The organism is Sphingopyxis microcysteis (genome assembly GCF_012274265.1).
Taxonomy (GTDB): Bacteria; Pseudomonadota; Alphaproteobacteria; order Sphingomonadales; family Sphingomonadaceae; genus Sphingopyxis; species Sphingopyxis microcysteis.
This window is the reverse complement of the sequence record NZ_JAANYY010000002.1, coordinates 1,190,311-1,214,405: the sequence shown is the minus strand read 5'-3', so window position 1 is coordinate 1,214,405 and position 24,095 is coordinate 1,190,311. Positions and strand designations below refer to the sequence as shown.

Sequence of the window (24,095 nt, the reverse complement as noted above, 5' to 3'; positions counted from 1 at the left end):
GCATGTCAGCGTTAGTTAACGTAAACGTCAAGTTGATTTGCTGCGGTCGCCCACTATCGCAGTCCGATGACCCAGTTTTCCCTTCCTGACTTCGACATCGACGCCTTTGTTCGCACTACCCTTGCCGAGGATCTGGGGTCGGGCGGTGACATCACCTCAATGGCCGTGATTCCCGCCGACGCCCGCTTTGGCGGGGTGATGGACAGCCGCGATCCGATCATCGTCGCGGGGCTGCCGATCGCCGAAACCTTCTTTCGCGCGCTCGATCCAGCTATGGAGATCGAAATTCTGGTCGCCGAAGGCGCCGAAGTTGGCGCGGGCAGCGATTTGATGCGGCTGTCGGGCAATGCCCGCGCGATGCTGACCGCCGAAAGGTCGGCGCTCAACACCGTACAGCATCTGTCAGGCATCGCGACGATGACGCGGCAATATGTGAACGCGCTGGCCGGAACCGGCGCGACGTTGCTCGACACGCGCAAGACGATCCCCGGCCTGCGGGTACTGGAGAAATATGCGACGCGGATGGGCGGCGCAAAAAACCACCGCATGGGCCTGTGGGACGCGGCGATGATCAAGGACAATCATGTCGCGGTCGCCGGATCGGTCGAGGAAGCGGTGCGGCGTGCGGTTGTCGCCGGAATCGCCGACATCATTGTCGAGGTCGACCGGGTGGCGCAGGTCGAGCCCGCGCTCGCCGCCGGGGCGACGCATCTCTTGCTCGACAACATGACGCTCAATGAATTGCGCGAATGTGTGGCGCTGGTCGATGGCAAGGTGCCGACCGAGGCGTCGGGCGGGGTGCGGCTCGACACGATCGGTGCGATCGGCGCGACGGGAGTGACCTATGTGTCGGTCGGGCGGCTGACCCAGTCGGCACCCGCGGCGGACATCGGGCTTGATTTTGCGCTGGTTTGAAGATTCTACCGTCGCCCCCGCGAAGGCGGGGTCCGCTGCCGTTTTACCCAGCGACGGAGGAAAAGGCCGACGGCGGCCCACGCCTGCGCGGGGGCGACGGTGGAGGGCCGCGACCGCACTCGCGCTGCTCCTCGCACCCACCGCAGCCCAAGCGCAGGCGCTCGCCTGCCAAATCCCCGATCGGATCCCGGTCCCGCGGCTGGAACAGCCCAAGCGCGGCGAACCGGTGCGCAAGACGCCGACCACCGGCTATTTGCTCAGCATGAGCTGGTCGCCGCAACATTGCGCCAATGTCCGCAATCCCCGCGACGCGCGCGACCGGTTCCAGTGCGCGGGCGACAATGGCCGTTTCGGCTGGGTGCTCCACGGGTTGTGGCCCGAAACCGACAGCCGCGACTATCCGCAATGGTGCCGCCCGGCCAAGATCGTGCCGCAGCCGGTGCTGAAACAGCATATGTGCATGACGCCATCGGCGCAATTGCTCCAGCATGAATGGGCGAAGCATGGCACATGCATGAGCCCGCATCCCGCGGCCTACTTCCGCTCCGCCGCGATACTGTTCCGCGCCGTGCGTTTCCCCGACATGGCGGCGCTGGCGGCACGGCCACAGACCGCGGGCAGCATCCGCCGCGCCTTTGCGGCGAGCAACCAAGGCGTGACCGCACCGATGATCGCGGTGACCACCGACCGGCAGGGCTGGCTGAAGGAAGTCCGCCTGTGCCTGGGCCCGCGGATGCGGCCGCAGCGCTGCAAACCGTTTCAGGTCGGCGCGCGCGATGCGCGAACGGTGCGGGTCCGACCTATCCCAAAGGATTAGCCGCTGTGCCGCTTTGATACGTCGCTTCTGTTAACGATCTTTTAACCTTACCAAGTCGTTAAGACCGGCATAGCTTGCCGGGCATGGACTCGGATCGCATCGACATTCGCCGCCGTCTTCAGGCTCATGGCGCCCGCCAGCTGACGATCGCGCGGCTACTTGCGCCCACCGACTGGCAGGGCGAGTTGCGCACGGCGCTGGCAGCGCACCGCGAGCCGGTGACGATTTTTGCCGGGAACGACCTGAGGCTGTTCTTGCAGAGTTTCGCGGTGTTTTTTACCGCGACGATGATGTTTTTGATCTGAGGGCTGACGTCCGAAACAAGACGTCGCCCCCGCCTGCGCGGGGACGACGGTCAGTCGGAACGTCGGCTCACCACACCAGAAGCAGGCGCCATTAGCGCTCTAATCGCACGCCTTGTGCAGCTTCCACGCCAGCACCGCGGATACCAGGCACATCGCCGCCACCATCAGCAGCGTGTCGTCGATCGTCAGCCCGATGCCTATCAACAGGCTGAGCAACAACGTCGCCGCCACCATGAAGCCCGAATTGACGATATTGTTCGCCGCCACGGTGCGCGCGGTCTGCGATTTGGCGACGGTGGTGGTCAGGAAGGCGTAGAGCGGGACGACGAACATGCCGCCCGCGACCGCGATGCCGAGCAAATCGAGGATGATGCGGTCGCCGGTCGCCAGCGCCAGAAAGTCGCGCCAGTTCATCAACTCGGTACCGATATGGTCCCACCCTTTGACGTTCCACCACAGGTCGAGGACAAACAGCCCCATCACGATCACCGATCCCGGCGAATAGCGCGCGGAGACATGGCCTTTCAGCAGCCGGTTGACGATGATCGAGCCGATCGCGACGCCGACCGAGAAGATCGCCGTGAATAGTGTCGCGACGGTATTGTCGGCGCCGAGCGCATTCTTGACCAAGGGCGGAAATTGCGCGGCGAGAATCGCGCCGATCGCCCAGAAGAAGCTGATCGACACGATCGCCAGGAACAGGCGCGGGATGTGCATCGTCGAATTGACCAGCCGCCACGACGAGCGAAAGACATTATGGTCGATGACCAGTCCCTGCGCCTCGGTCTCGGGCGGCGCGGCGGGGACGTAGCTCGCGGTCAGGCGGCCGATGACGGCGACTATGATGATCCCGGGGATGGCGATGTGCGGCGGGGTCAGCCCGCCGACGATGGTGCCGCCGAGGATCGCAATATAGGTCCCCGCCTCGACCCAGCCGGTGCCGGCCAGAACCTCGTCCTCCTCCAGATGCTGGGGCAGGATCGCATATTTGATCGGGCCGAAAAAGGTCGAGTGCGTTCCCATCGCGAACAGCGCCAGCAGCATGACCGGCACCAGATGCAGCCAGATGCCGATGGCGCCGACGATCATGATGAAGATTTCGGCGGTCTTGATCAGGCGGATCATCCGCGTCTTGTCGGTGCTGTCGGCGAGCTGTCCGGCGAGCGCCGAAAACAGGAAGAAGGGCAGGATGAACAGGCCGCCCGCCAGCGCGTTGAACCACGCCTCGGTCTCCGGATCCTTGTAGATGGTGAAGGTGACAAGGATCACCATCGCCATCTTGTAGAAATTGTCGTTGAACGCGTTGAGGAACTGGGTCGCGAACAGGGGCAGGAACCGGCGTTGCTTCATCAGCGCAAAGGAACCGGTCATTGAAAATCCACTTTTGCAGCCTGACAATCGGACAACGCCGCGACGTCACGGCAATATTGTTGTCGCGCGGGGGGCTTATCGGTTAGGGCAGGCAGGGTCAAAGCCCATTTTGGGTTTAACGCGCCGCGCCGGCGGGAATCAGGGGTCATGCTGAGTCTTCCGAATATCCTGACATTGTCGCGCATTTTGGCGGTGCCCATCCTGCTGTTCCTGCTGTGGCCGGGGGTGGTCGAGGGATCGCACCAGCCCAAGCCGATCGATTATGCGCTGGCGTTCGGTTTATACTGCCTGATGGGCATTACCGATTATTTTGACGGTTATGTGGCACGCTCGCGCGGCATCGTATCGCGGTTGGGGGCTTTCCTTGACCCGATCGCCGACAAGATCATGATCGCGGCGGTTATCCTGCTGCTGGTGTTCACTCGCGACATCGCGGGTTACCATGTCATTGCCGCGCTGATGATCTTGCTGCGCGAGATCATCGTGTCGGGGCTGCGCGAGTTTCTGGCGACCTTGCAGGTGTCGATGCCGGTCACCCAGCTGGCGAAATGGAAAACGACGTTCCAGCTCGTGTCGTTCGGCGCGCTGATCCTCGCCGGAGCGCTCCCTGCGTTCGAGTGGGTCAAGACGGTCGGGCTGGCGACGCTGTGGGGCGCGGCGGTGCTGACGCTGATCACCGGCTGGGATTATCTGCGCGTCGGCCTGAAGCACATGGACTAGCGCGATGGCGCTCAACATTTCCTATTTCGCCTGGGTGCGCGAGCGGATGGGGACGGCCGAAGAGGTCGTCGACCTGCCCGCCGACATAACCGACCTGACCGCGCTGCTGGCTTGGCTCGCGGCGCGCGATGCGCGCGGGGCGTTGGCCTTTGCCGAGCCGCACCGGATTCGCGCCGCGATCGACGGCGTGATGGCAGGAGCGGGGGCGCCGCTGGGCGAGGCGCGCGAGATCGCGCTGTTCCCGCCGGTGACGGGCGGATGATCCGCGTCGCAGTGCAGGCTGCGGCGATCGATGTCGGCGCCGAACTCGACCGGCACGATGCGGGCGGCCATGGTGCGAGCGCCAGCTTCATCGGGCGGGTGCGCGGCGATGGTGGACTGACCGAACTGTTCCTCGAGCATCATCCGGTGCTGACCCAGGCGGGGCTGCGCGATCTGGCGCAGGTCGCCGCAGAGCGCTGGCAACTCGCAGCGCTGACGCTGATCCACCGCGTCGGCGCGATGGCGCCGGGCGACACAATCGTGCTGGTGCTGGCGAGCAGCCCGCACCGCAGCGAGGCGCTGGCGGCGTGCGAGTTTCTGATCGACCGGCTTAAGACCGAGGTGATGCTGTGGAAGCGCGAGACGTTCGAGGACGGGCGCGCGGCGTGGGTTGAGGCGCGGGTGGGGGATGCGGTGCGGGCCGAAAGATGGAGCTAAACTAACGTCCGTTCGTCTCGAGCGAAGTCGAGAGACGCGCGGTTCGCGCGTGCCTTCGCGTGTCTCGACTTCGCTCGACACGAACGGGGTATTTGGCGCTAGATCACCCCGCCCGATGCTTCCGGAATATATCCGCCAGCATCCGGAACTCGTCCGCCCGCGGGCTGCCCTTGCGCCATACCAGCGCGATCGTGCGCCAGTCGTGATCCGAATCGAGCGGGCGAGTGTCGATGTCGGTGTGGTCGAGGATACCGGCCTCGATCGCCATTTGCGGCAGCATGGTGATGCCTAGCCCATTGTCGACCATCTGCACCAGTGTGTGCAGCGAGGTTCCCATCATCCGCGCCCCGGCGCGCAATTCGGGGCGGTTGCACGCGGCGAGGGCGTGGTCTTTCAGGCAATGGCCGTCCTCGAGCATCAGCATCTGCGCCGGGTCGATCTGGTCGGCGCTGACCATCGCGGGCAGCTCTTCGGACTGGTCGCCCGGGAAGGCGACGAACAGCGCGTCGTCGAACAGCGGCTCGCTCTCGACGTCGCCGCACGCGTAGGGCAGCGCGAGCAGCACGCAATCGACGGTGCCATGATGGAGCGACTCGCACGCCTGCGCGCTCGGTTCTTCGCGCAGGAACAGCTTGAGCGCCGGGCGTTCGCGGCGCAGCAAGCGCAGCATGTTCGGCAGCAGGAACGGGGCGATGGTCGGGATCACGCTCATCCGCAGTTCGCCGACGAGCGGCGCCGCGGCGGCGGCAGCCATGTCGGCCAGCTCCTCGGCCTCGCGCAGCACGCGGTGGGCCTTGTCGACGATCGCATTGCCCAGAACGGTGAAGCGGACGACGCGGCGGGTGCGTTCGACGAGGGTCTGGCCGAGCAGCGTTTCGAGCTCGCGGATTCCTGCCGACAGCGTCGACTGGGTGACGTTGCATGCGTCGGCGGCGCGGCCGAAATGGCCATGGTCGTGCAGCGCGACGAGATATTGCATCTGCTTCAGCGTAGGGAGGTAGTTCGACATTGATCGGATATAGCCATGAACCGGGTCGTTTTGAATGGTTTTACCGATAAATATTCGTCGCCATATCGGTGGCGATTGTTGCCGCTATCGGCGGCGCCGTGATAGCCAACAGGATCGGACAAAGCGGAGGGGCGGATGGCAATTTCCCGTTTTCTGATTGGCGGCGTGGCCAGCGCCCTGCTGCTTACCGGCGGCCTGTTCCTGTGGGCGGGCTATACGCAGGTTGCCGAGGAGGAGCTGCTGCCCGATCCGCCGCCCGCGCTCGCCGCGATCCCGGTGGCCGGGCCGAATGCCCCGACGCGCGGACCAGCGCCGCCCGCCTTGCCCGCCGCGAAGGAGGCGTCGCGCGAGGAACGGCGCTTCAACCGCTTCGACCGCGACCGCAACGACCGGATCAGCCGCGTCGAACTGATGTCGTCGCGGACCGCAGCGTTTCGCAAGCTCGACAAGGACGGCAATAACCTGCTGACCTTTGAGGAATGGGCGGCGGCGACGGGCGCGCGCTTTGCCGGGGCCGACGGCGACAAATCAGGCGACCTGACGCGCGCAGAGTTCGCGACGACGGCGCCGAAACGGACGGTGAAGGCGAAGTGTAGTTGTTGACCTGCTCGTCGCCCCCGCGGAGGCGGCGGGCGCCGTCGTTTTACGCGACGAGGCTGGTTCAGGCCTCCAGCGGCCCCCGCCTGCGCGGGGCCGACGGTCAGGCCGCGACGCCCTCGGCGACCTTTACCCAATCCGCCAGCGCGGCGCCCGCGCGCTGGGTATAGCCGAGCTTGCGGTCTTTCTTGCGAACCTCTTCGGCCAGCGGCGGGAACAGGCCGAAGTTGACGTTCATCGGCTGGTAGCTGGCGGCATCGGCGCCGCCGGTGATATGGCCGAGCAGCGCGCCCAGCGCCGTCTCGGGCGGCGGCGGGGGCAGCGTGCGGCCCGCGAGTTCGGCGGCGGCAAAGCGGGCGGCGATGAGGCCTATCGCGGCGCTTTCGACATAGCCCTCGCAGCCGGTGATCTGGCCGGCGAAGCGGATATGCGGCGCCGATTTGAGGCGGAGCTGATGATCGAGTAGTTCGGGCGAGCGGATAAAGCTGTTGCGGTGAAGCCCGCCGAGGCGCGCGAACTCGGCCTTTTCGAGCCCCGGGATGGTGCGGAACAGCTCGACCTGTGCGGCATGTTTGAGCTTGGTCTGGAACCCGACCATGTTCCACAGCGTGCCGAGCGCATTGTCCTGGCGGAGCTGGACGACCGCATAGGGCCAGCGCCCGGTGCGCGGATTGTCGAGGCCGACGCCCTTCATCGGGCCGAAGCGGAGCGTTTCGACGCCGCGTTCGGCCATCACCTCGATCGGCATGCAGCCTTCGAAATAGGGCGTGTCCTTTTCCCATTCCTTGAATTCGGTCTTGTCGCCGTCGATGAGCCCCTGGACAAAGGCATGATATTGATCCTTGTCCATCGGGCAGTTGATATAGTCCTTGCCGTCACCGATCGGACCGACCTTGTCCCAGCGGCTCGCCATCCACGCGATGTCCATGTCGATGCTGTCGCGATAGACGATGGGGGCGATCGCGTCGAAAAAGGCAAGCGCGTCCTTGCCCGTCGCGGTGCCGATGCTGTCGGCAAGCGCGGCGGCGGTGAGCGGACCGGTGGCGACGATGGTGAGGCCTTCGGTCGGTAGCGTATCGATGCGTTCGCGGACGATCGTGACGTTCGGGTGCGCTTCGAGCGCGCGGGTGACGCCGCCTGCAAACAGGTCGCGATCGACCGCCAGCGCCGATCCCGCGGGCACCTTGGTCGCGTCGGCCTCGCGCATGATGATCGAGCCCAGCGACCGCATCTCGCGGTGGAGCAAGCCGACGGCATTGCTGTCGCCGTCGTCGCTGCGGAAGCTGTTCGAGCACACCATTTCGGCGAGCGCGTCGCCCTGATGCGCCGGCGTCATGTCGCCGCCGCCGCGCATTTCGGAAAGGCGTACACGATACCCAGCCTCGGCGAGCTGCCACGCGGCCTCGGACCCGGCGAGGCCGCCGCCGATGATGTGTACGTCGTATTCCGCCATTTACCCTATCCGTTGACTTGCGACCAATCTGCCGCGCACTAGGCGCGTTGGGAACAAGATGCAAAGGGGCGGGCATGAGTGAGCAGGGTTGGGATCGGGCGCGGTGGCTGTGGCTCGCGGCGCTGGTTGGCGGGATCAGCTATTTCGCGGCGGTCTATATGCGGCTCGACGGGCCGGCGATCTGGGCGTGGAAGGCATCGGGGGTCGGGCTGCTCGCGATCTGGGCCGCGATGAACGCACGGAGCACGGACGGAAAGCTGATCGCGGCGGTGCTGGCGTTCGGGGCGCTCGGCGACTGGCTGCTCGATGCGGTCGGGATGCTCGCGGGCGCGGCGGCGTTCGCGACCGGGCATCTGATCGCGATCATCCTCTATCTGCGCAACCGGCGGCCCAGCCTGACCGCGTCGCAGAAACTGCTGGCGTGGGTGCTGGTGCCGCTGGCACTGCTGATGGCCTGGGGGCTGACGCGCGGCGCCGAGGCGGCGCTGATGGCCGCGGCGATCGCCTATACCGGCGGGGTAGCGATCATGGCGGCGACGGCGTGGACGAGCCGTTTTCCGCGCTACCGGACCGGCGTCGGCGCGATGATGTTCCTGGCGAGCGACCTGTTCATCTTTGCCGGGGAGGGCGGGGCGCTGAGCAAGGATGTGACCTTGTGGCTGGTGTGGCCGCTGTATTTTGGCGGGCAGGCGCTGATTGCCCGGGGGGTGGTGAGTGTGTTGGCGAGGGAGGGGCGTGGCTGAGCGGTAAAAGCCGCCAACTATGACATCGTCATCCCGGCGAAGGCCGGGATCTCGCCGGTGCAGCGAAACGATAGGGTGAGATCCCGGCCTGCGCCGGGATGACGAAAAAAGGGGTGGCTCCTCAACCCCAAGCAGCCGCTCTGCCCCTCCTCACTACCCCTCCCACGCCGCAATCGTCGTACGGTGGAGCAGCCGGTCGTAACCATCGTAGCCGCCGGTGGCGCGGTGCAGGACCGAGCGGTTGTCCCACATCACCAGCATGTCGGGCTCCCAAGGGTGCGAGTAACGAAATTCCTCGCGCCCCTGCCACTGGATCAGTTCGTAGAGCAAAGGCAGCGCCTCGGCATCGTCCAGACCATCGAAGCCGATAATATAACCCGCGCAACCGAACAGGCCGAGCCGCCCGGTTTCGGGGTGCGCGCGGATGTAGGGATGGAGCTGGGTTTCCAGCGCTTCGTCGCCCGAGCGAATGTCCATGCTGCGGTTCTTGTCGTTCGCGCCATACATGCCCGACGGCGCATAGCCGGCGCGGGCGCTGTGGACGGCCTGCAAACCTTCGATCCGTGAACGTAGTGCGGCTGGCATCGCGTCGAGCGCCGCGTGCTGGTTGGCAAATTCGGTGTTGCCGCCGACAGGCGGGATGGTGATGCCGAAGAGGCAGGTGCCTGCGGGCGGCCGCGCCTGAAAGCTCCAGTCGCTGTGCCAGTTTTCGGCGAACAGCGGCGCGGTCTCGTCGGCGCGGCGCCGGACCGCGATGACATGATCGCGGCCGGGGATCGGGCGGATGAAGGGATCGTCGCCGAAACCGCCGAAATAGCCGGTGAAGCGTTCCAGATCATCGTCGCTCATCTTCTGGTCGGGGAAGGCGAGGACGTGATGGTCGAGCCAGGCGGCGCGGATGGCGGCGACGGTCGCGGGGGCGAGCGGCAGGGTCAAATCGACGCCGGTGACGCGCGCGCCGCAGGCCTGCCCGCTGGGTGTGATGGTCAGGGTCATACCGCCATGCTGCGCCGATTGGCCGGTGCGGTCAATCGGGCGCGGCGGACTGCCCGGAATCGTCGCTGAAACGATGCGAGCGCCGCGCGATGGTGCTCGCAGTTCAGCCCAGCGCCATCTTTGTTTTCCTAATTTTGCGCCAAGGGGTCGAATTTGGAGAAGAATATGTTCCAGCTCAAGAAACTCGCGCTCGCGGCGCTGATCGGCGCCGGTACGATCACCGCGCTGCCGACCGAAGCCGACGCGCGCGACCGGCACCACCGCCATGGCTATTATGGCGACCGCAGCGACTATCGCGATTACCGGCGCGACTATCGGCGCGATGATCGCCGCGACTATCGCCGCAGCCATTATCGCGACCGCCGCTATTATTGCCGCCGCGACAGCGGCACCACCGGCCTGATCGTCGGCGGCGCCGCGGGCGCGTTGCTCGGTCGCGAAGTCGATCGTTACGGCGATCGCGCGCCGGGCACGATCATTGGTGCCGCCGCAGGCGCGCTGATCGGCCGCGAAATCGATCGCGGCGGGCGTCGCTGCTGATCGGCGTCGGCCACTGAACGGAACCGGAGCCGCTTGGCCGCGACGGTTCCGTTCAGAGCCTTTGACCGCCGGTGATTGAAGTCTGCTCAGCAGGCGATACTATGGCCGCGCGGGTGGTTGTCCCGCCACCCGGACGGAGGCCGCAGATGAAAATGCTGATCAAATTGGCGATTGGGCTGAGCACTGGCCTGTCGCTGGCGGTGCTTCCCGTGCAGGGAACCGCGGCCCTCCAGCAAGGCGCCAAGGCGCCCGACTTTACGTTGAGCGCGGCGCTGGCCGGAAAGCCGGTTCGCCTGTCGCTCGGCCAGATGCTGAAAAAGGGGCCGGTCGTCCTCTATTTCTTCCCCGCCGCCTTCACCCCCGGCTGCACGATGGAGGCGCATCTGTTTGCCGAGGCGAGCGACGATTTCAACAAGCTGGGCGCCCGCGTCGTCGGGGTGACCGCGGGCAATATCGAACGCGTCGCCGAATTTTCGAAATCCGAATGCCGCGACAAGTTTGCGGTGGCGGCGGACCCCGGCGCCACGGTCGCGGCGCGCTATGACGCCGTGATGCAGCGTCCCGACGGCACCCGGTTGTCGAACCGCACGTCCTTCGTGATCGCGCCGAACGGCACGATCCTGCTGCGCTATACCGACAGCAAACCGCAGGCCCATGTCGAAAAGACGATCGCGGCAGTGCGGGCGTGGAAGGCGAAGCGGCGGTAGGTTTGGGCTGGCGGGGCAAGGTCTGTTTGCGCCCGAAGTCAGACGTCGCCCCCGCGAAGGCGGGGGCCGCTGTCGGTTTACTCGGCGGCGCAGGAATAGGCGGCTGGCGGCCCCCGCCTTCGCGGGGGCGACCATCTAGGTAGGCCCACTCGCCACCCCAAAGCGGACGACCGTGCCGACGTCGGTAGCGCCTGCCCGAAACAGGCGGCCAGCGCCGTTCCCTATTTCGGGCGCCCGCTGAACCCCGCCGCAGTCCGCAGCGCGTCGGCATCCATCACATAGCCGTCGCTCACCACGGTCACCACGCGGCGGAGCGCACCGAGATCGGTCGATGCGTCGCCATCGACCAGCACCATATCGGCTTCCTTGCCCACCGCGATCGATCCGGTGCGTTTGTCGGCGCCGACGACGCGGGCGGGAATGATCGTTGCGCTCTGGAGCGCTTCGGCGGGGGTGAAGCCGGCCTGGCCGTAGATTTCCAGTTCGCGGACGAGTTCGATGCCCCAGCCGTCGGTCCCGGCGACGATCGGCACGCCCGCCTTGTGCAGGCGGCCCACCAGTTCCACCATCTTCGCATAGCTTTTGCGGTAATCGTCGCGGGTCAGCCCCTCGACGAGCGGATAGCCGCCCGCGATGAAGTTCGACCGTTCGATGACCGGCGAGACGATGCCCATATAGGGGGCATAGGCCGGGTGCGGCTTGCCGCCGTCCTGTGTCAGCATGCCTTCGAAGATGACGATCGTCGGGTCGACCAGCGTCTTCCTTTTCGCCAGGTCGGCGATGAAGCCCGACATCAGCGGCGCGTCGAGGTCGACGTCCTTAAAGTAGCGCGCCGGTCCTTCCATCCGCTGGCGGGTGTTGGCGCGGTCGATGACGTCGCGCGGCATCGATTCCATCACGACGAAATTGAGGTGGGTGAGCTCGTCATAGCCCGCCGCGACGGCTTCGCTGGGCTTCATCGTGGCGGGGACGTGGCCGTGGACGTGCAGCCCGAGCTTGTGCGCTTCACTGGCCGCGGGGGCGATCCACGCCGGGTTCATCGAGGTGTAGAATTTGATCCCCCACAGCCCGGCATCCTTGACCCGCCGCACCGCGGCGATCGTTTCGGCCTCGCTGCTGACCACTTCGGCGCCCTGCGCGGCGAGGGGATCCTTTTTGTCGATGATGACCGAGATGAAGGGCTCGCCCATGAGCAGCGTTCCCGCGGCGCGGCGCTTGGTCGCATCGACTGCGCGGTCGAAGGTGGTGCCGGGGCTGCGGAAGCTGGTGATGCCGTTCGCCATGTTGGCGAGCACGCTCCAGTCGTCGCCGATATGCAGATGGCTGTCCCAGATGCCGGGGACCAGCGTCTTGCCGGCGCCGTCGATGACCTGCGCGCCCGCGGGGGCTTTCAATGATCCGGCGGCGCCGATCGCGGCAATCTTGCCCTCCTGCGCGAGCACGGCGCGATCGGTCAGGAACACGCCCTTGTCGGCGTCGAACAGCCGGACATTGTCGAACAGCACCGGCGCCCTGGCGGCGGGGGACTGAAAGCGTTTGGCGATCGCGGCCACGGTGTCGGCGGTCGCGGCGTCCTGCGCATCGCGCAGCTGGCGGAGCGCGCCTTCATAGCCCGCAGGCATCACCGACAAGAAGCTGACGTCGGCAAAATAGCGCTTCTGCTCGTCGAGCCAGACCGGATAGGGCGAGGGCAATATGCCGCTGATGAAAGCGAGCTGGACGGTTTTAGGGCCGTTCGGGCCATTGATCACCTGGGTCGGGCCAAAGCTCATACGGCCCTTGCCGCTGGGCAGGAAATCGAGCCCCTTGTCGCCCGCGGCAGCGAGCGCGTTGATCAGCGGGGCATTGGCGATGCCGACGCCGCCCGCCGGGATATACCAGCCGCCTGCTGCGGCTTCGCCCGCGTCGGTCGCCGTTTTCCAGGTCGCACGGCCGCCCGCGACGCGATAATCCTCCGCCGCGTCGCCCGACATCGTGACGCCGCGAACGGTCGTCGCCGCAATCGTGCCGTCCGCGGCAAAGGTCGTGACCTGATCCATCTCGGTGATCCAGCCGCGAAGTTCCTGCGACCATCGATAGGCGGTGCGGCCATCGGGCAATTGCCATTGCCACTGGGTACCATGCTGACCGGCTTCCGACACCACGAGATAGCGGACCGCGTCGGCGGGCGGTTTGAGCAGGTCTTCCTTGGGAACCGGCGTCGATGCCGCGGCGGGTGCGGCGGTTTCATGCGCGTGAGCGGCGGGCAGGGCAGTCGAGGCCAGCAGAGCGGCGGCAAGAATCAGGCGCATTGTCGATTTCCCCCAATATGTTGTGCGATGACCGACAGTGGTAGGCGCATGGGGGCAGCCGAAGCAAGAACCGACCGGCGGCGAAAAATTGTCGATGAGTGTCGGCCACCGCCGCGCCGGACGCGGGGGCGAAGATCGTCAGTCGCGCTTTTGCAGGCTCACGACCGCATGGATCGGCAGTTCGGCATAGATATGCGGAAACAGGTCGCCGCCACGCGCTGGCTCCCAACGGACGGCGTCGCCGAGGAGGAACAGGTCCACCTCGGCGATCATGAGCGGGCGGCAATCGGCAAAATATTTGGCGATCGTGCCTTCCAGCTGTTCGGCGGTCGACAGGTGGATATAACCGTCGGCAATGTCCACGGGGGCGCCGCGGAACACGCGCTCGCGTTCAAAATCGGCCCATTGCTGCTGGGTCAGTATCTTGAAGGCGGTCGCGGCGGTCATGCGGAGGGCGCGTCCGTTGCCGGGGGGGCCGCCGCGGCCTCGGTGGCCTCGACGCCTTCGGCCTCATCCTCGTCGCCATCCTCGATCAACGCTGCCGAGACGACATGCTCGTCCTTGGCGACGTCGAACAGGCGGACGCCCGCACTGCCGCGGCCGATGACGCGCATCGTGTCGAGCCCCATGCGAATGAGCTTCGCCTGATCGGTGACGAGCATCAGCTGATGCGCCTGCGTCGCGGGAAAACTCGCGACAACGGGGCCATTGCGGCCGATATTGTCGATGTTGGTGATCCCCTGGCCACCGCGGCCCGTGCGGCGATATTCATAGGCCGACGAAAGCTTGCCATAGCCGTTGGCGCAGACCGTGAGGATGAACTGTTCGCGCGCGGCGAGCTCGGCCATGCGGTCGCCCTCCAGCGTCGGTTCATTCTCATTGTCCTTCCACGGTGCGGCGCGGAGATAGGCTTCGCGCTCCTCGCTGCTGGTGCCGACGCGGTGGAGGATCGACAGCGAAATGACTTCGTCGCCATCGGCGAGGCGCATCCCGCGCACCCCGGTCGAATTGCGGCTCTGGAATTCGCGGACGTCGTCGCCGGCAAAGCGGATCGCCTTGCCCTGACGCGTCGCGAGCAGCACGTCGTCGCTCTCGTCGAGCAGGGCAACGCCGATCAGGCGGTCGTCCTCGTCCTCGCCCTCGAACTTCATCGCGATCTTGCCGTTTGACGGGACGTTGGTGAAGGCGTCCATGCTGTTGCGGCGCACGCTGCCCTTCGCCGTGGCGAACATCACGTGCAGCTTGCCCCATTCGGCCTCGTCCTCGGGCAGTGGGAGAACGGTCGAGATCGTTTCGCCCTGCGCGAGCGGGAGGAGGTTGATCATCGGGCGGCCGCGCGTCGCCGGGCCGCCTTCGGGCAGGCGCCACACTTTCATGCGATAGACCTTGCCCGCGGTCGAGAAGAAGAGGACGGGGGTGTGCGTCGAGGTGACGAACAGCTCGGTGACGACATCCTCGTCCTTTGTCGCCATGCCCGCGCGGCCCTTGCCGCCGCGGCGCTGGGCGCGGAAGGTGTCGAGCGGGGTGCGCTTGATATAGCCGTCGAGGGTGACGGTGACGACCATCTCCTCACGCTCGATCAGATCCTCGTCGTCAATGCCGTCGGCGGCGGGCGCGAGGAGGGTGCGGCGCGGTTTGCCGAATTCGTCGCGCACCGCGACAAGTTCTTCGCGCATCACGGCATAGAGTTTGTCGCGGTCGGCGAGGATCGAAAGCAGTTCCTCAATTTCGGCCGCCAACTCACCGAGTTCCTTGCCGATTTCATCACGGCCAAGCGCGGTCAGGCGGTGCAGGCGGAGGTCGAGGATCGCCTTAACCTGTACTTCGGACAGGCGATAGGTCGCCGCCTCTTCGACCTCACCCTCGATCGCTTCGACGAGACGGATATAGGGTGCGATATCGCCGATCGGCCATTCGCGCAGCAGCAGCGCTTCGCGCGCCGCCGCCGGGCTGGACGAGCCGCGGATGATGCGGACGACTTCGTCGAGATTGCTGACCGCGACGACGAGACCGAGCAAGATATGCGCGCGGTCGCGCGCCTTGTTCAGCTCGAACTTGCAGCGGCGGGTGATCACATCTTCGCGGAAATCGATGAACGCCGACAGGATCGTCTTCAGCCCCATCATTTCGGGGCGGCCGCCACGGATCGCGAGCATGTTCGCGGGGAAGCTCGACTGCGCCGGGGTGTGGCGCCACAGCTGGTTCAATACGACCTCGGCGGTCGCGTCGCGCTTCAGCTCGATGACGACGCGGACGCCCTCGCGGTTCGATTCGTCGCGGATGTCGGCAACTCCCTCGATCCGCTTGTCGCGCGCCGCCTCGGCGATCTTCTCGACCAGGCCCGACTTGCCGACCTGAAAGGGAATCGACGTCAATACAATCGATTGGCGATCGTTCCTGCCTTCCTCGATCACATGCGTCGAGCGCATCATGATCGAGCCGCGGCCGGTGGCATAGGCATTGCGCACACCACCCTGGCCCAGCATCATCGCGCCGGTCGGGAAGTCGGGGCCGGGGACGATCGCCATCAGTTCGTCGAGGGTGATTTCGGGATTGTCGATCGTCGCGAGCGTCGCGTTGATCACCTCCGCCAGATTGTGCGGGGGGATGTTGGTCGCCATGCCGACCGCGATGCCGCCCGCGCCATTTACGAGCAGGTTGGGATAACGTGCCGGGAGGACGGTCGGTTCGGATTCGGAGCCGTCATAGTTCGGCTGGAAATCGACGGTATCCTTGTCGAGATCGCCGAGCAGTGTGGTCGCGACCTTGGCCAGGCGCGATTCGGTGTAGCGCATCGCCGCCGGCGGATCGGGGTCCATCGACCCGAAATTGCCCTGACCGTCGACGAGCGGGACGCTCATCGACCAGTCCTGCGTCATGCGCGCGAGCGCGTCATAGATCGAACTGTCGCCGTGCGGGTGATATTTACCCATCACGTCACCGACGATGCGCGCCGATTTGCGATAGGGGCGGCCCGCGACATAGCCGCTTTCAAACGCCGAATAGAGAATGCGGCGATGCACCGGTTTCAGGCCGTCGCGCACGTCGGGCAGCGCGCGGCTGACGATCACGCTCATCGCGTAATCGAGGTAGCTTGTCTTCATTTCGTCGACGATATTGATCGGCGAAATGCCGTCTTCGGACGGCGGCGTCGGCGTATTTTCTTCGGTCAAGACCCGGCCTTTTTTCTGCTTTTCGGGAAGTGGCTTTTACCTAGCCGACGGTGGCGGGAAATGCCAGCGATTCGGTGGGTTTTCAGGGAATGATTTCGCTGCCGTCCCACGCGAAAATCCGGCCGCTTTGGCTCGGCGTCAGCGCCCCCAGCACGCGCAGCAGGTTGGCGGCTGCGGTCGGCACGCTGGCAAGCTTTTCGGGAGGGACGCCGCGCTGGAATGGCGCCGACAGGCCGGTGTCGACGGTGCCGGGATGCAGCGCGACGACAAGGGCGTCGGCATTGCGGCGCGCCTCGGCAATCGCAAAGCTGCGCACCAGCTGGTTGAGCGCGGCTTTTGAGGCGCGGTAGCTGTACCAGCCGCCGCTGCGGTTATCGCCGATACTGCCGACGCGCGCGGACAGCATCGCGAACAGTGTGCGCCCGTGGCGCGGCAGCAGCGGAAGGAAATATTTGGCCACCAGCGCAGGACCGATCGTGTTGACGGCGAAATTGCGCGCCATCCAGTCGGGATCGATGTCGGCGAGCTTGCGTTCGGGCTGGCGTCCCTGGGCGTGGAGCAGGCCAGTCGCGACGATGACCAGCCGTGGCGGCGAGCCGCTGTCACGCACCAGCGCCGCCGCGGCCGCGACCGAGGCCTCGTCGGTGAGATCGATGCGATGTGTTGCCGGGAATGAGCGAGCGAAGCGGTGGATGACGTCATGGCGTCCATCGGCGTGCAAAGCTTCGGCGAGGGCGCCGCCGATCCCGCCTGAAGCGCCGATGATTACTGCCGAACCAGCGTCTGTCACCGTGGCGGCGTATCACGCCGGTTGCCGCCGCGACAAGCGATGCTTGCCAAACCGGCTGTGCGCCATATGACGGTGCGCCGTGACCAACCTGCTTTTTCCTGCCCGTCGATGGCCCTGATCGCGCTGATTGGCGCCAGCGAAGTCTTGCCCGACGGCGGGCTGCGCGCGCTCGTGACCGTCGCGGGCGAAACATTGATCGAGCGGCAGGCGGCGCGGCTGGCCGATGTCGGGGTGACACATATCGCGGTCGCGGTGGCCGCAGTCCCCGCCGACCTGCTCGCGACGTGCGACCGGATCCGCCGCCGCGGGCTGAAGATAACCCCCGTGCGCGCGGCCACCGACCTGATGGGGCTGGTGCAGGAGGATGACCGGATCATATTGGTCACCGACGGGCTGCGCGCAGGCGGGACGCATTATGCGGCGATCGCCAAACCCGGAGCGCCCGCGATCCTCGTCACCGGCGATACGCCGCTGACGCAGGGGTTCGAGCGCATTGACGCGACGCGGCGCTGGGGCGGGCTCGCGAGTATCTCACAGCCGATGGTCGCCGAGCTGGCCGCGATGCCGGGCGAATGGGACATGATGCTCACCCTGCTGCGCCTCGCGGTGCAATCGGGTGCACGGCGGCTCTATTGCGAACCGGCCTTGTTCGAGCAGGGTGAGATTGCCATCGTCACCGATCGCCCGACCGCGGCGCTGATCGAGCAGTCAAGCCTCCAGCAGGTCGAATATGGCGGGATGGGGTTCGGGCGGTCGGCGATCATGATGCCGATCATCCGGCTCGCCGGGCCGCTGCTGGTCAAATCGCCGACCACGGCGCGCTATTTGCCCTATGTCACGGCGCTTTTATGGGTGGCGGTCGCGGCGCTGGCGGCGAGCGGGTTGGCCGCCGCGGGCGCGCTGGTCGCCATCCTTGGCGGCCTGGGGCTGACCGCGATGCGTTTCCTGTCGGCATTTCGGGCCGAAAGTGCCGCGCAAGACCGGGCGCGCGACGTCATCCGGATTTTTGCCTGGCTTCTGCTCGCGGTGTTTCCGTGGCTGGTGTCGCTGGCGGGACCGGGGCACCAGATGCCGCCGTTTTCAGAGGCTGCGCTGGCGACATGCCTCGCCGCGACGATCCTCGTCGCGCGATCGCTGTACGAAGATTCGGGCGAGCGCAGGCGCTTTCACTGGCTGCTGCCCGATGCCGATCAGGCGTGGATCATGCTGGCCCCGGCGCTGCTGTTCGGTTTCTCCTCGCTGATGTTCGCGATCCTGCCGTTGCTCGCGCTGCTCCAGATATTGGTCTGGCTGCGATTGGCGCGTCGTCCGGAAGCGCGCTAATACAAAGCGCTTCAAGGTTTAGCGCGTATTAACGTCATCCTGCTATCCGCGACCGTGCATGACTGACTCCGCCTCCTCGTCCGGCATCGATCCGCTGTCCGCGCGCTTGCGCGAACTCGCCGGCTATCTGGCGGCGCCGACGGTCGCGCGGTTGACCGAGGAACAGCGCGCCTTGTCGCTGGGCATCGCGCGGCGACTGGTCATCGACGTTGCGACGCGGCTCGATCGCGCGATCGATACCGACCGTTTGTGGCGCGAATGGCTGCGCGGCGGGTTGCCGGGGGCCGAACGGCTGGCGCGCATTTGCTTTGCGCGCGCTGAGGAGCATCGCTGGCGCGACTTGTCGATGCTGCGTAGCAGCCCGCCGCCCATTTTGCCGGAGACCGACGAGGCAGTGGCGGACGCGCCTTCAATCGATGCGCCGTTGTCCGACGTCGATCGTGCCTATCTGGCGTTGCAGATCGCCGACCGCCGCCGGTTCGATGCGCTGGGCCATCCCGCGCTTGCCGTTGCCGATCTGGACGACGACATCTTTCGCGCCCTGCTGCTGGATATTGCGGGCTGGCGTTTGTCCGAGGTCAGTCACGACCATAAACGCGCCGCCGAGCTGGGCGACGCGGTGCGGATCGCCACCGAGCGCCATGCCGATGAGAAAGGGATCACCCAGGCGGGCGCCGCGTATCGCGACCAGCTGGGGTCCGGACTGGCCGATGCCGCGCGCGACGCGATCCTTCGCCATGACTGGCCGACGCTGATCGCGCTGGCGGCAGCCGCGCACCGCCGCAGCTATGGCGACATGGCGCTGGCGCTGCTGACCGCGGAGACCGCGGCGCTGCCGTCGTTGCTGGCGCCGCTGGGCCTCGATCGCGCTGCAATGGCGCCGCTGGAAGCGTCGCTGACGATGTTGCCCGCCCGTGCGGTCACCGACGATGGCGCGTTGCCGATGTCGGGGCTGACCGCATAATGAGCGAACGGATCGTCCGCGGCCGGATCGACCGGTCGGGCGCGCTGGTTAGCGCCGACGCGCCGCTGCTGCGTCTGCAACAGCGCGCGGGCGCGGGGCTCGGCAAGCCGCTGGCGTTGCCGCATCTGGCGCGACTGGTCGCGCTGGCGCAGCGGCTGCACCGCGACGTCAGCCGCCCGCTGCACGCCGCCGACGACCATAGCGATATTCATGCTCTGGTCCGCATCATTCCCGATGCCGACGGGGCGGCGCTCGAGATCAGCGATTGGCGGACGCGTCCGATGACCCAGCCGCAGATTCCGGTGATCACCGACCCTATCGCAGCACCGCACGGGTGGACGTGGGAGTGCGACCAGCAGCTGCGAATGGTCGCGCTGCGCGCGGCGCCCGACGCGCCGTCGGTTCCTGCCGATTGGGAAGGACGGTCGCTGTCCGAGCTGTTCGAACTGCAACCCGACGGCGACGGTCGCTTTCCGGTCCTGCGCGCGCTGGCGCGGCAATCGCGGTTCGATGGCCAGCTGGTCCGGGCGGATGCCGGGACCGAACGGCTGTCCATGACCTTGTCGGGTGATGCGCTGTTCGACGGCGTCGGGCGCTTCACCGGATTTCGCGGCACGGCGATGGCGGCAGAAACGGACCCTGCGGTTGAAGCGATCCCCGCGGCGACGCTGATCGACCCGGCGTTCGGATCGCTGCCGCTGTCCGATCCGCAATTCGGCCGCCGCATCGACGGTGCGCTGCGCGGTCCGCTGAGCCGGATCATCGCGACCGCCGAGACGATCTCGGGTCAGTTCGATGGACCGATCCGTGCCGATTATGCGCGCTACGCGGGCGATATTGCCCACGCCGGGCGGCATCTGCTGGGTCTGGTCGACGACCTCGCCGATTTGCAGAATATCGAGCGCCCGGGGTTCAAGGCGGCCGCCGACGAAATCGATCTCGGCGATCTGGCGCGCCGCGCGGTCGGTCTGCTCGGCATGAAGGCCGAGGAAAAGGGCATCCGCATCGACGCGCCCAAGGTCGACGACAAGGCCCCCGCGACCGGCGAATTCCGTCGCGTGTTGCAGGTGCTGCTCAACCTCTTGGGCAATGCGATCCGCTATTCGCCCGACAATTCGCAAATCTGGATCCGCGTCGACCGCGACGGCGACCGCGCGATGGTGACGGTCGCCGACCAGGGGCAGGGGATCGATGCCGAACAGCAGGCGGTGGTGTTCGAAAAATTCGAGCGGCTGGGGCGCACCGACAGCGGAGGTTCGGGGCTGGGCCTCTATATCGCGCGGCGCCTGGCGCGGGCGATGGACGGTGACCTAACGGTCGAAAGCGCGCCGGGGCAGGGGGCGCGGTTTACGTTGAGTTTGCCGGCGCGGGATTTTGGTTAAGGGATGGCATCAGCTTTGGAGCGGGAAGCGGACAGTCGGCTTTCGAGCTTGAGGGGCGAATAGCAGACATGAGACGCGTAGCTAGTTTGGTGCCAAGAAGTGATAGGCTTCGACCAAACTGAAGTCATCTCCTGCGCAGAGGAATCTGCCGCCGCCCTCTTCAAACGTCTTAAATGTCCACCGAACATAATCGATAGCTAGGCAAAGCGCCTGAAAACCATCGCCTCCTGCAACTCTTAGCGGTGTTTGGAATTGGCCTGTTGTCACGATACAGCGCCAAACAAACTCTGTTTCAAGATAAGGCTGCTCAATCGACAGATCGAAATCGAATGGCTCACCCGCAACTGGTACAGCAGTAAGCGATAGCGAAACGATGGCGCGACTGGTTTCCATATGACCGGAGATGCATCAGAAAACATCTGGTCGCAATGTCCGCAATCGGTCGTAACAGGCCAAAAAAGGGGCGGTCTAGCGCCCCCTTTTCTTTTCGGTTTCGGACCCGATTAGCGCTGACCTACCGGTACATAATCGCGCGGTGCGGGGCCGGTGTAGAGCTGGCGCGGACGGCCGATCTTTTGTGCGGGGTCCGAGATCATTTCGTTCCACTGCGCGACCCAGCCAACCGTGCGGGCGAGCGCGAAGAGGGCAGTGAACATCGTCGTCGGGAAACCGATCGCCGACAGGATGACGCCCGAATAGAAATCAACATTTGGGAACAGCTTCTTCTCGACGAAATAGGGGTCGCTGAGCGCCATTTCCTCGAGCTGCAGCGCGACTTCGAACACCGGGTCATTGACCTTCAGCGCGTCGAAAACTTCGCGCACCGTTTTCTGCATCACCGTCGCGCGCGGGTCGTAGTTTTTGTAGACGCGGTGGCCAAAGCCCATCAGGCGGAACGGATCGTCCTTGTCCTTGGCGCGCGCGATATATTCGGGGATTCGTTCGGGACGGCCGATTTCGCGCAGCATGTTGAGCGCGGCTTCGTTGGCGCCGCCATGCGCCGGCCCCCACAGGCAGGCGATGCCCGCCGCGATGCACGCGAACGGGTTTGCGCCCGACGAGCCCGCAAGGCGGACGGTCGAGGTCGACGCATTCTGTTCATGGTCGGCGTGGAGGATGAAGATGCGGTCGAGCGCGCGCTCGACGACCGGATTCACCTCATACTCCTCGGCCGGAACGCCAAAGGTCATGCGCAGGAAATTGCCGGTGTAGCTGAGCTTGTTGTCGGGATAGACGAAGGGCTGGCCGACCGAATATTTATACGCCATTGCGGCGATCGTCGGCATCTTGGCGATCAGGCGGTGGCTGGCGATCATCCGCTGGTGCGGATCGTGGATCTCGGTCGAATCGTGGTAGAAGGCCGAGAGCGCGCCGACGACGCCGCACATGATCGCCATCGGATGCGCGTCGCGGCGGAAGCCGCGGTAAAAGGTCGCCAGCTGCTCGTGCAGCATCGTGTGGCGGGTGATCGTATTGTCGAAGTCGGCCAGTTCCTGCGCGTTCGGCAGTTCGCCATTCAGCAGCAGGTAGCAGGTTTCCATGAAGCTGGAATGTTCAGCAAGATCGCCGATGGCATAGCCGCGATGGAGCAGCACGCCCTCGTCGCCGTCGATATAGGTGATCTGCGATTCGCAGCTGGCGGTCGAGGTGAAGCCGGGGTCGTAGGTGAAGGCGCCGGTCTGGGCATAGAATTTGCGGATGTCGACGACATCGGGGCCGATGGTGCCCGACAATACCGGACTTTCGACAGTCTTGTCGCCCAGGGTGATTTTTGCGGGTTGGTCGGTCATATTTTTTTCCCTGTTATGACGGCGAGGAGAGAGCGTGGCTACGCCCCTGCCGGATAATGTTGCACTGCGTCAAGTCGGGCCAGACTGACATCACGCCCGAGCAACAACAGCACGTCGAAAATCCCTGGGGAAACGGTGCGGCCGGTTAAGGCAGCGCGCAACGGTCCAGCCAATTTGCCGAGTCCCAATTCGGCGGCTTCGGCCTCGGCCCGCACGGCGGCGTCCAGCTCTTCTATCGTCCATTGGTCCAGCCCGCGCAGCCGCTGCGTCACGGCAGCCAGCAAGCCTTCGGGCGCAGCCTTTAGCACCTCGGCAGCCTTTTCGTCCACCGGCAACGGATCGCCCTGAAACAGGAACATCGCGCCGTCGGCGACTTCGTCCAGCGTCTTGGCGCGCGGTTTGAGCGATTCCATGGCGCGGGTCAGCGTAGCGCGTTCGGCGTCGGTGAGCGCGCGGCCAGCAAGCTTTTCGACGCGCGGCGCGACCAGCGCGGCGAGCCGCGCATCGTCGGCCTCGCGCAGATAATGTCCGTTGAGATTTTCGAGCTTTTTGAAGTCGAAGCGCGATGGCGAGCGGCCGACATGGGCAAGGTCGAACCATTCGGTCGCCTGTTCGCGGCTGATGATTTCATCGTCGCCATGGCCCCAGCCGAGGCGGAGCAGATAATTGTTCACCGCTTCAGGGAGATAGCCCATTTCGTCGCGGTAAGCGTCGACGCCGAGCGCGCCGTGGCGTTTCGATAATTTCGCGCCGTCGGCGCCATGAATCAGCGGCACATGCGCATAGGTCGGCTCCCGCCAGCCCATCGCGCGGATCAGCGCGAGCTGGCGGAAGGCGTTGTTGAGATGGTCGTCGCCGCGGATGACGTGCGTCACGCCCATATCGTTATCGTCGACGACGACGCTGAGCATATAGGTGGGCGTACCGTCGCTGCGCAGCAGGACAAAATCGTCGAGTTCGGCGTTCTGGACGGTGACCTCGCCCTGCACCTTGTCGGCAATGGTTACGGCACCCTCCTGCGGCGCGCGCAGGCGAACGACGTGCGGGATCGACGGATCGCCGTCGCTGCGGTCGCGCCAGGGGCTGCGGACGCGGAAGGGCAGGCGCTTTTCCTGCGCTTCGGCGCGCATCGCGGCGAGCTCGTCCTGCGTCAGATAACAGCGATAGGCCTCGCCCTTCGCCAGCAATTCAGCGGCGACCGCCGCATGGCGATCGGCGCGTGCGAACTGGAACACGGTCTCGCCGTCCCAATCGAGATCCAGCCATTGCATCCCGTCGATGATCGCGTCGATTGCGGCGTCGGTCGATCGCGCGCGGTCGGTGTCCTCGATCCTGAGCAGGAATTTGCCGCCATGATGGCGCGCGAACAGCCAGTTGAACAGCGCGGTGCGCGCGCCGCCGATATGCAGGAAACCGGTCGGCGACGGAGCAAAACGGGTTACGACATCGGCGCCGGTTGCCTCCGGGGTTTTCGCGGTCATATCGGTTTCAATATCGGTTGCCACCACGG

General features: G+C 65.7%; 24 protein-coding genes. 13 read left to right on the top strand and 11 right to left on the bottom strand.

Annotated elements, in window-relative coordinates; all coding sequences use genetic code 11:
• The first annotated feature begins 66 nt into the window (after positions 1-66).
• From nadC to G9408_RS05825, 3 genes are all read left to right on the top strand, one after another.
• Positions 67-915: a carboxylating nicotinate-nucleotide diphosphorylase gene (gene nadC / locus G9408_RS05835; protein ID WP_168453066.1), complete on the top strand. Its 849-nt coding sequence runs from the start codon at positions 67-69 to the stop codon at positions 913-915.
• A gap of 226 nt (positions 916-1,141) precedes the next feature.
• A complete protein-coding gene (locus G9408_RS05830; protein WP_328804391.1) occupies positions 1,142-1,732 on the top strand; it encodes a ribonuclease T2 family protein in 591 nt (196 codons plus the stop codon).
• Between the two features lie 83 nt (positions 1,733-1,815).
• Complete coding sequence (locus G9408_RS05825) at positions 1,816-2,037, top strand: hypothetical protein (protein WP_120216561.1); 222 nt, start codon at positions 1,816-1,818, stop codon at positions 2,035-2,037.
• 99 nt (positions 2,038-2,136) lie between these two features.
• Here G9408_RS05825 and G9408_RS05820 read toward each other — a convergent pair whose 3' ends face one another.
• Entirely contained in the window at positions 2,137-3,408 is a 1,272-nt protein-coding gene (locus G9408_RS05820) for an MFS transporter (RefSeq protein ID WP_168453065.1), read from the bottom strand.
• Positions 3,409-3,555: 147 nt separating this feature from the next.
• On the opposite strand from G9408_RS05820, the gene pgsA reads away from it, so the two are divergent.
• The 3 genes from pgsA to G9408_RS05805 are packed head-to-tail and all read left to right on the top strand — an operon-like array spanning position 3,556 to position 4,827.
• Positions 3,556-4,128: a CDP-diacylglycerol--glycerol-3-phosphate 3-phosphatidyltransferase gene (gene pgsA, locus G9408_RS05815; protein ID WP_120216338.1), complete on the top strand. Its 573-nt coding sequence runs from the start codon at positions 3,556-3,558 to the stop codon at positions 4,126-4,128.
• 4 nt (positions 4,129-4,132) lie between these two features.
• Complete coding sequence (locus tag G9408_RS05810; protein ID WP_168453064.1) at positions 4,133-4,390, top strand: MoaD/ThiS family protein; 258 nt, start codon at positions 4,133-4,135, stop codon at positions 4,388-4,390.
• Complete coding sequence (locus G9408_RS05805) at positions 4,387-4,827, top strand: molybdenum cofactor biosynthesis protein MoaE (RefSeq protein WP_168453063.1); 441 nt, start codon at positions 4,387-4,389, stop codon at positions 4,825-4,827. Before G9408_RS05810 ends, G9408_RS05805 begins: the two co-directional genes overlap by 4 nt.
• 103 nt (positions 4,828-4,930) lie before the next feature.
• On the opposite strand, the gene G9408_RS05800 is transcribed toward G9408_RS05805, so the two are convergent.
• On the bottom strand, positions 4,931-5,836 hold the full coding sequence (locus G9408_RS05800; protein ID WP_168453062.1) for a hydrogen peroxide-inducible genes activator: 906 nt from the start codon (positions 5,834-5,836) through the stop codon (positions 4,931-4,933).
• Positions 5,837-5,971: 135 nt separating this feature from the next.
• Here G9408_RS05800 and G9408_RS05795 point away from each other — a divergent pair, with 135 nt between their 5' ends.
• The gene (locus G9408_RS05795; RefSeq protein WP_210423184.1) at positions 5,972-6,439 is read left to right on the top strand and encodes an EF-hand domain-containing protein; all 468 of its coding nucleotides are present in this window, start codon (positions 5,972-5,974) and stop codon (positions 6,437-6,439) included.
• A 97-nt stretch (positions 6,440-6,536) separates the two neighbouring features.
• Here the strand turns inward: G9408_RS05795 and trmFO are convergent, their stop codons facing one another.
• Positions 6,537-7,886 (bottom strand): methylenetetrahydrofolate--tRNA-(uracil(54)-C(5))-methyltransferase (FADH(2)-oxidizing) TrmFO, encoded by a 1,350-nt coding sequence (trmFO, locus tag G9408_RS05790; RefSeq protein ID WP_168453061.1) that lies wholly within the window; start codon positions 7,884-7,886, stop codon positions 6,537-6,539.
• Positions 7,887-7,960: 74 nt separating this feature from the next.
• On the opposite strand from trmFO, the gene G9408_RS05785 reads away from it, so the two are divergent.
• Positions 7,961-8,629 carry a lysoplasmalogenase gene (locus G9408_RS05785; protein WP_168453060.1) on the top strand — a complete coding sequence of 223 codons (669 nt, stop codon included), beginning with the start codon at positions 7,961-7,963 and terminating at the stop codon, positions 8,627-8,629.
• 153 nt (positions 8,630-8,782) lie between these two features.
• On the opposite strand, the gene G9408_RS05780 is transcribed toward G9408_RS05785, so the two are convergent.
• Complete coding sequence (locus G9408_RS05780) at positions 8,783-9,625, bottom strand: TauD/TfdA dioxygenase family protein (RefSeq protein WP_168453059.1); 843 nt, start codon at positions 9,623-9,625, stop codon at positions 8,783-8,785.
• A gap of 153 nt (positions 9,626-9,778) precedes the next feature.
• Here G9408_RS05780 and G9408_RS05775 point away from each other — a divergent pair, with 153 nt between their 5' ends.
• Complete coding sequence (locus G9408_RS05775) at positions 9,779-10,165, top strand: glycine zipper 2TM domain-containing protein (RefSeq protein WP_408021863.1); 387 nt, start codon at positions 9,779-9,781, stop codon at positions 10,163-10,165.
• A 146-nt stretch (positions 10,166-10,311) separates the two neighbouring features.
• A complete protein-coding gene (locus G9408_RS05770) occupies positions 10,312-10,872 on the top strand; it encodes a peroxiredoxin (RefSeq protein ID WP_168453058.1) in 561 nt (186 codons plus the stop codon).
• A 221-nt stretch (positions 10,873-11,093) separates the two neighbouring features.
• Here the strand turns inward: G9408_RS05770 and G9408_RS05765 are convergent, their stop codons facing one another.
• The 4 genes from G9408_RS05765 to G9408_RS05750 form a co-directional block, all read right to left on the bottom strand.
• Positions 11,094-13,163, bottom strand: coding sequence for an amidohydrolase family protein (locus tag G9408_RS05765; protein ID WP_168453057.1), 2,070 nt, complete (start codon positions 13,161-13,163; stop codon positions 11,094-11,096).
• 138 nt (positions 13,164-13,301) lie between these two features.
• The gene (locus G9408_RS05760; protein WP_168453056.1) at positions 13,302-13,610 is read right to left on the bottom strand and encodes a DUF952 domain-containing protein; all 309 of its coding nucleotides are present in this window, start codon (positions 13,608-13,610) and stop codon (positions 13,302-13,304) included.
• A complete protein-coding gene (gyrA, locus tag G9408_RS05755; RefSeq protein ID WP_168453055.1) occupies positions 13,607-16,336 on the bottom strand; it encodes a DNA gyrase subunit A in 2,730 nt (909 codons plus the stop codon). The genes G9408_RS05760 and gyrA overlap by 4 nt, the downstream gene beginning before the upstream one ends.
• Before the next feature lie 82 nt (positions 16,337-16,418).
• Positions 16,419-17,126 carry an SDR family NAD(P)-dependent oxidoreductase gene (locus G9408_RS05750; RefSeq protein ID WP_168453054.1) on the bottom strand — a complete coding sequence of 236 codons (708 nt, stop codon included), beginning with the start codon at positions 17,124-17,126 and terminating at the stop codon, positions 16,419-16,421.
• Positions 17,127-17,234: 108 nt separating this feature from the next.
• Between G9408_RS05750 and G9408_RS05745 the strand changes: the two genes are divergently transcribed.
• The 3 genes from G9408_RS05745 to G9408_RS05735 are packed head-to-tail and all read left to right on the top strand — an operon-like array spanning position 17,235 to position 20,795.
• A complete protein-coding gene (locus G9408_RS05745; protein WP_235957478.1) occupies positions 17,235-18,449 on the top strand; it encodes a hypothetical protein in 1,215 nt (404 codons plus the stop codon).
• 58 nt (positions 18,450-18,507) lie between these two features.
• Positions 18,508-19,413 carry a hypothetical protein gene (locus G9408_RS05740; protein WP_168453052.1) on the top strand — a complete coding sequence of 302 codons (906 nt, stop codon included), beginning with the start codon at positions 18,508-18,510 and terminating at the stop codon, positions 19,411-19,413.
• On the top strand, positions 19,413-20,795 hold the full coding sequence (locus G9408_RS05735) for a sensor histidine kinase (RefSeq protein WP_168453051.1): 1,383 nt from the start codon (positions 19,413-19,415) through the stop codon (positions 20,793-20,795). The genes G9408_RS05740 and G9408_RS05735 overlap by 1 nt, the downstream gene beginning before the upstream one ends.
• Positions 20,796-20,876: 81 nt before the next feature.
• On the opposite strand, the gene G9408_RS05730 is transcribed toward G9408_RS05735, so the two are convergent.
• The 3 genes from G9408_RS05730 to gltX form a co-directional block, all read right to left on the bottom strand.
• Positions 20,877-21,188, bottom strand: a complete 312-nt coding sequence (locus G9408_RS05730) for a hypothetical protein (protein WP_168453050.1) — start codon at positions 21,186-21,188, stop codon at positions 20,877-20,879.
• A 110-nt stretch (positions 21,189-21,298) separates the two neighbouring features.
• Positions 21,299-22,585 (bottom strand): citrate synthase, encoded by a 1,287-nt coding sequence (locus tag G9408_RS05725; protein WP_168453049.1) that lies wholly within the window; start codon positions 22,583-22,585, stop codon positions 21,299-21,301.
• Between the two features lie 38 nt (positions 22,586-22,623).
• Positions 22,624-24,066, bottom strand: coding sequence for a glutamate--tRNA ligase (gene gltX / locus G9408_RS05720; RefSeq protein ID WP_168453048.1), 1,443 nt, complete (start codon positions 24,064-24,066; stop codon positions 22,624-22,626).
• Positions 24,067-24,095: the final 29 nt, after the last annotated feature.

What these genes read in the sequence shown, in the direction of transcription:
- nadC (WP_168453066.1), top strand. Translation starts at nt 67, where the DNA reads ATGACCCAGTTTTCCCTTCCTGACTTCGACATCGACGCCTTTGTTCGC.
- G9408_RS05825 (WP_120216561.1), top strand. Translation starts at nt 1,816, where the DNA reads ATGGACTCGGATCGCATCGACATTCGCCGCCGTCTTCAGGCTCATGGC.
- G9408_RS05820 (WP_168453065.1), bottom strand. Translation starts at nt 3,408, where the DNA reads ATGACCGGTTCCTTTGCGCTGATGAAGCAACGCCGGTTCCTGCCCCTG.
- pgsA (WP_120216338.1), top strand. Translation starts at nt 3,556, where the DNA reads ATGCTGAGTCTTCCGAATATCCTGACATTGTCGCGCATTTTGGCGGTG.
- G9408_RS05810 (WP_168453064.1), top strand. Translation starts at nt 4,133, where the DNA reads ATGGCGCTCAACATTTCCTATTTCGCCTGGGTGCGCGAGCGGATGGGG.
- G9408_RS05805 (WP_168453063.1), top strand. Translation starts at nt 4,387, where the DNA reads ATGATCCGCGTCGCAGTGCAGGCTGCGGCGATCGATGTCGGCGCCGAA.
- G9408_RS05800 (WP_168453062.1), bottom strand. Translation starts at nt 5,836, where the DNA reads ATGTCGAACTACCTCCCTACGCTGAAGCAGATGCAATATCTCGTCGCG.
- G9408_RS05795 (WP_210423184.1), top strand. Translation starts at nt 5,972, where the DNA reads ATGGCAATTTCCCGTTTTCTGATTGGCGGCGTGGCCAGCGCCCTGCTG.
- trmFO (WP_168453061.1), bottom strand. Translation starts at nt 7,886, where the DNA reads ATGGCGGAATACGACGTACACATCATCGGCGGCGGCCTCGCCGGGTCC.
- G9408_RS05785 (WP_168453060.1), top strand. Translation starts at nt 7,961, where the DNA reads ATGAGTGAGCAGGGTTGGGATCGGGCGCGGTGGCTGTGGCTCGCGGCG.
- G9408_RS05780 (WP_168453059.1), bottom strand. Translation starts at nt 9,625, where the DNA reads ATGACCCTGACCATCACACCCAGCGGGCAGGCCTGCGGCGCGCGCGTC.
- G9408_RS05770 (WP_168453058.1), top strand. Translation starts at nt 10,312, where the DNA reads ATGAAAATGCTGATCAAATTGGCGATTGGGCTGAGCACTGGCCTGTCG.
- G9408_RS05765 (WP_168453057.1), bottom strand. Translation starts at nt 13,163, where the DNA reads ATGCGCCTGATTCTTGCCGCCGCTCTGCTGGCCTCGACTGCCCTGCCC.
- G9408_RS05760 (WP_168453056.1), bottom strand. Translation starts at nt 13,610, where the DNA reads ATGACCGCCGCGACCGCCTTCAAGATACTGACCCAGCAGCAATGGGCC.
- G9408_RS05745 (WP_235957478.1), top strand. Translation starts at nt 17,235, where the DNA reads ATGGCCCTGATCGCGCTGATTGGCGCCAGCGAAGTCTTGCCCGACGGC.
- G9408_RS05740 (WP_168453052.1), top strand. Translation starts at nt 18,508, where the DNA reads ATGACTGACTCCGCCTCCTCGTCCGGCATCGATCCGCTGTCCGCGCGC.
- G9408_RS05735 (WP_168453051.1), top strand. Translation starts at nt 19,413, where the DNA reads ATGAGCGAACGGATCGTCCGCGGCCGGATCGACCGGTCGGGCGCGCTG.
- G9408_RS05730 (WP_168453050.1), bottom strand. Translation starts at nt 21,188, where the DNA reads ATGGAAACCAGTCGCGCCATCGTTTCGCTATCGCTTACTGCTGTACCA.
- G9408_RS05725 (WP_168453049.1), bottom strand. Translation starts at nt 22,585, where the DNA reads ATGACCGACCAACCCGCAAAAATCACCCTGGGCGACAAGACTGTCGAA.
- gltX (WP_168453048.1), bottom strand. Translation starts at nt 24,066, where the DNA reads ATGACCGCGAAAACCCCGGAGGCAACCGGCGCCGATGTCGTAACCCGT.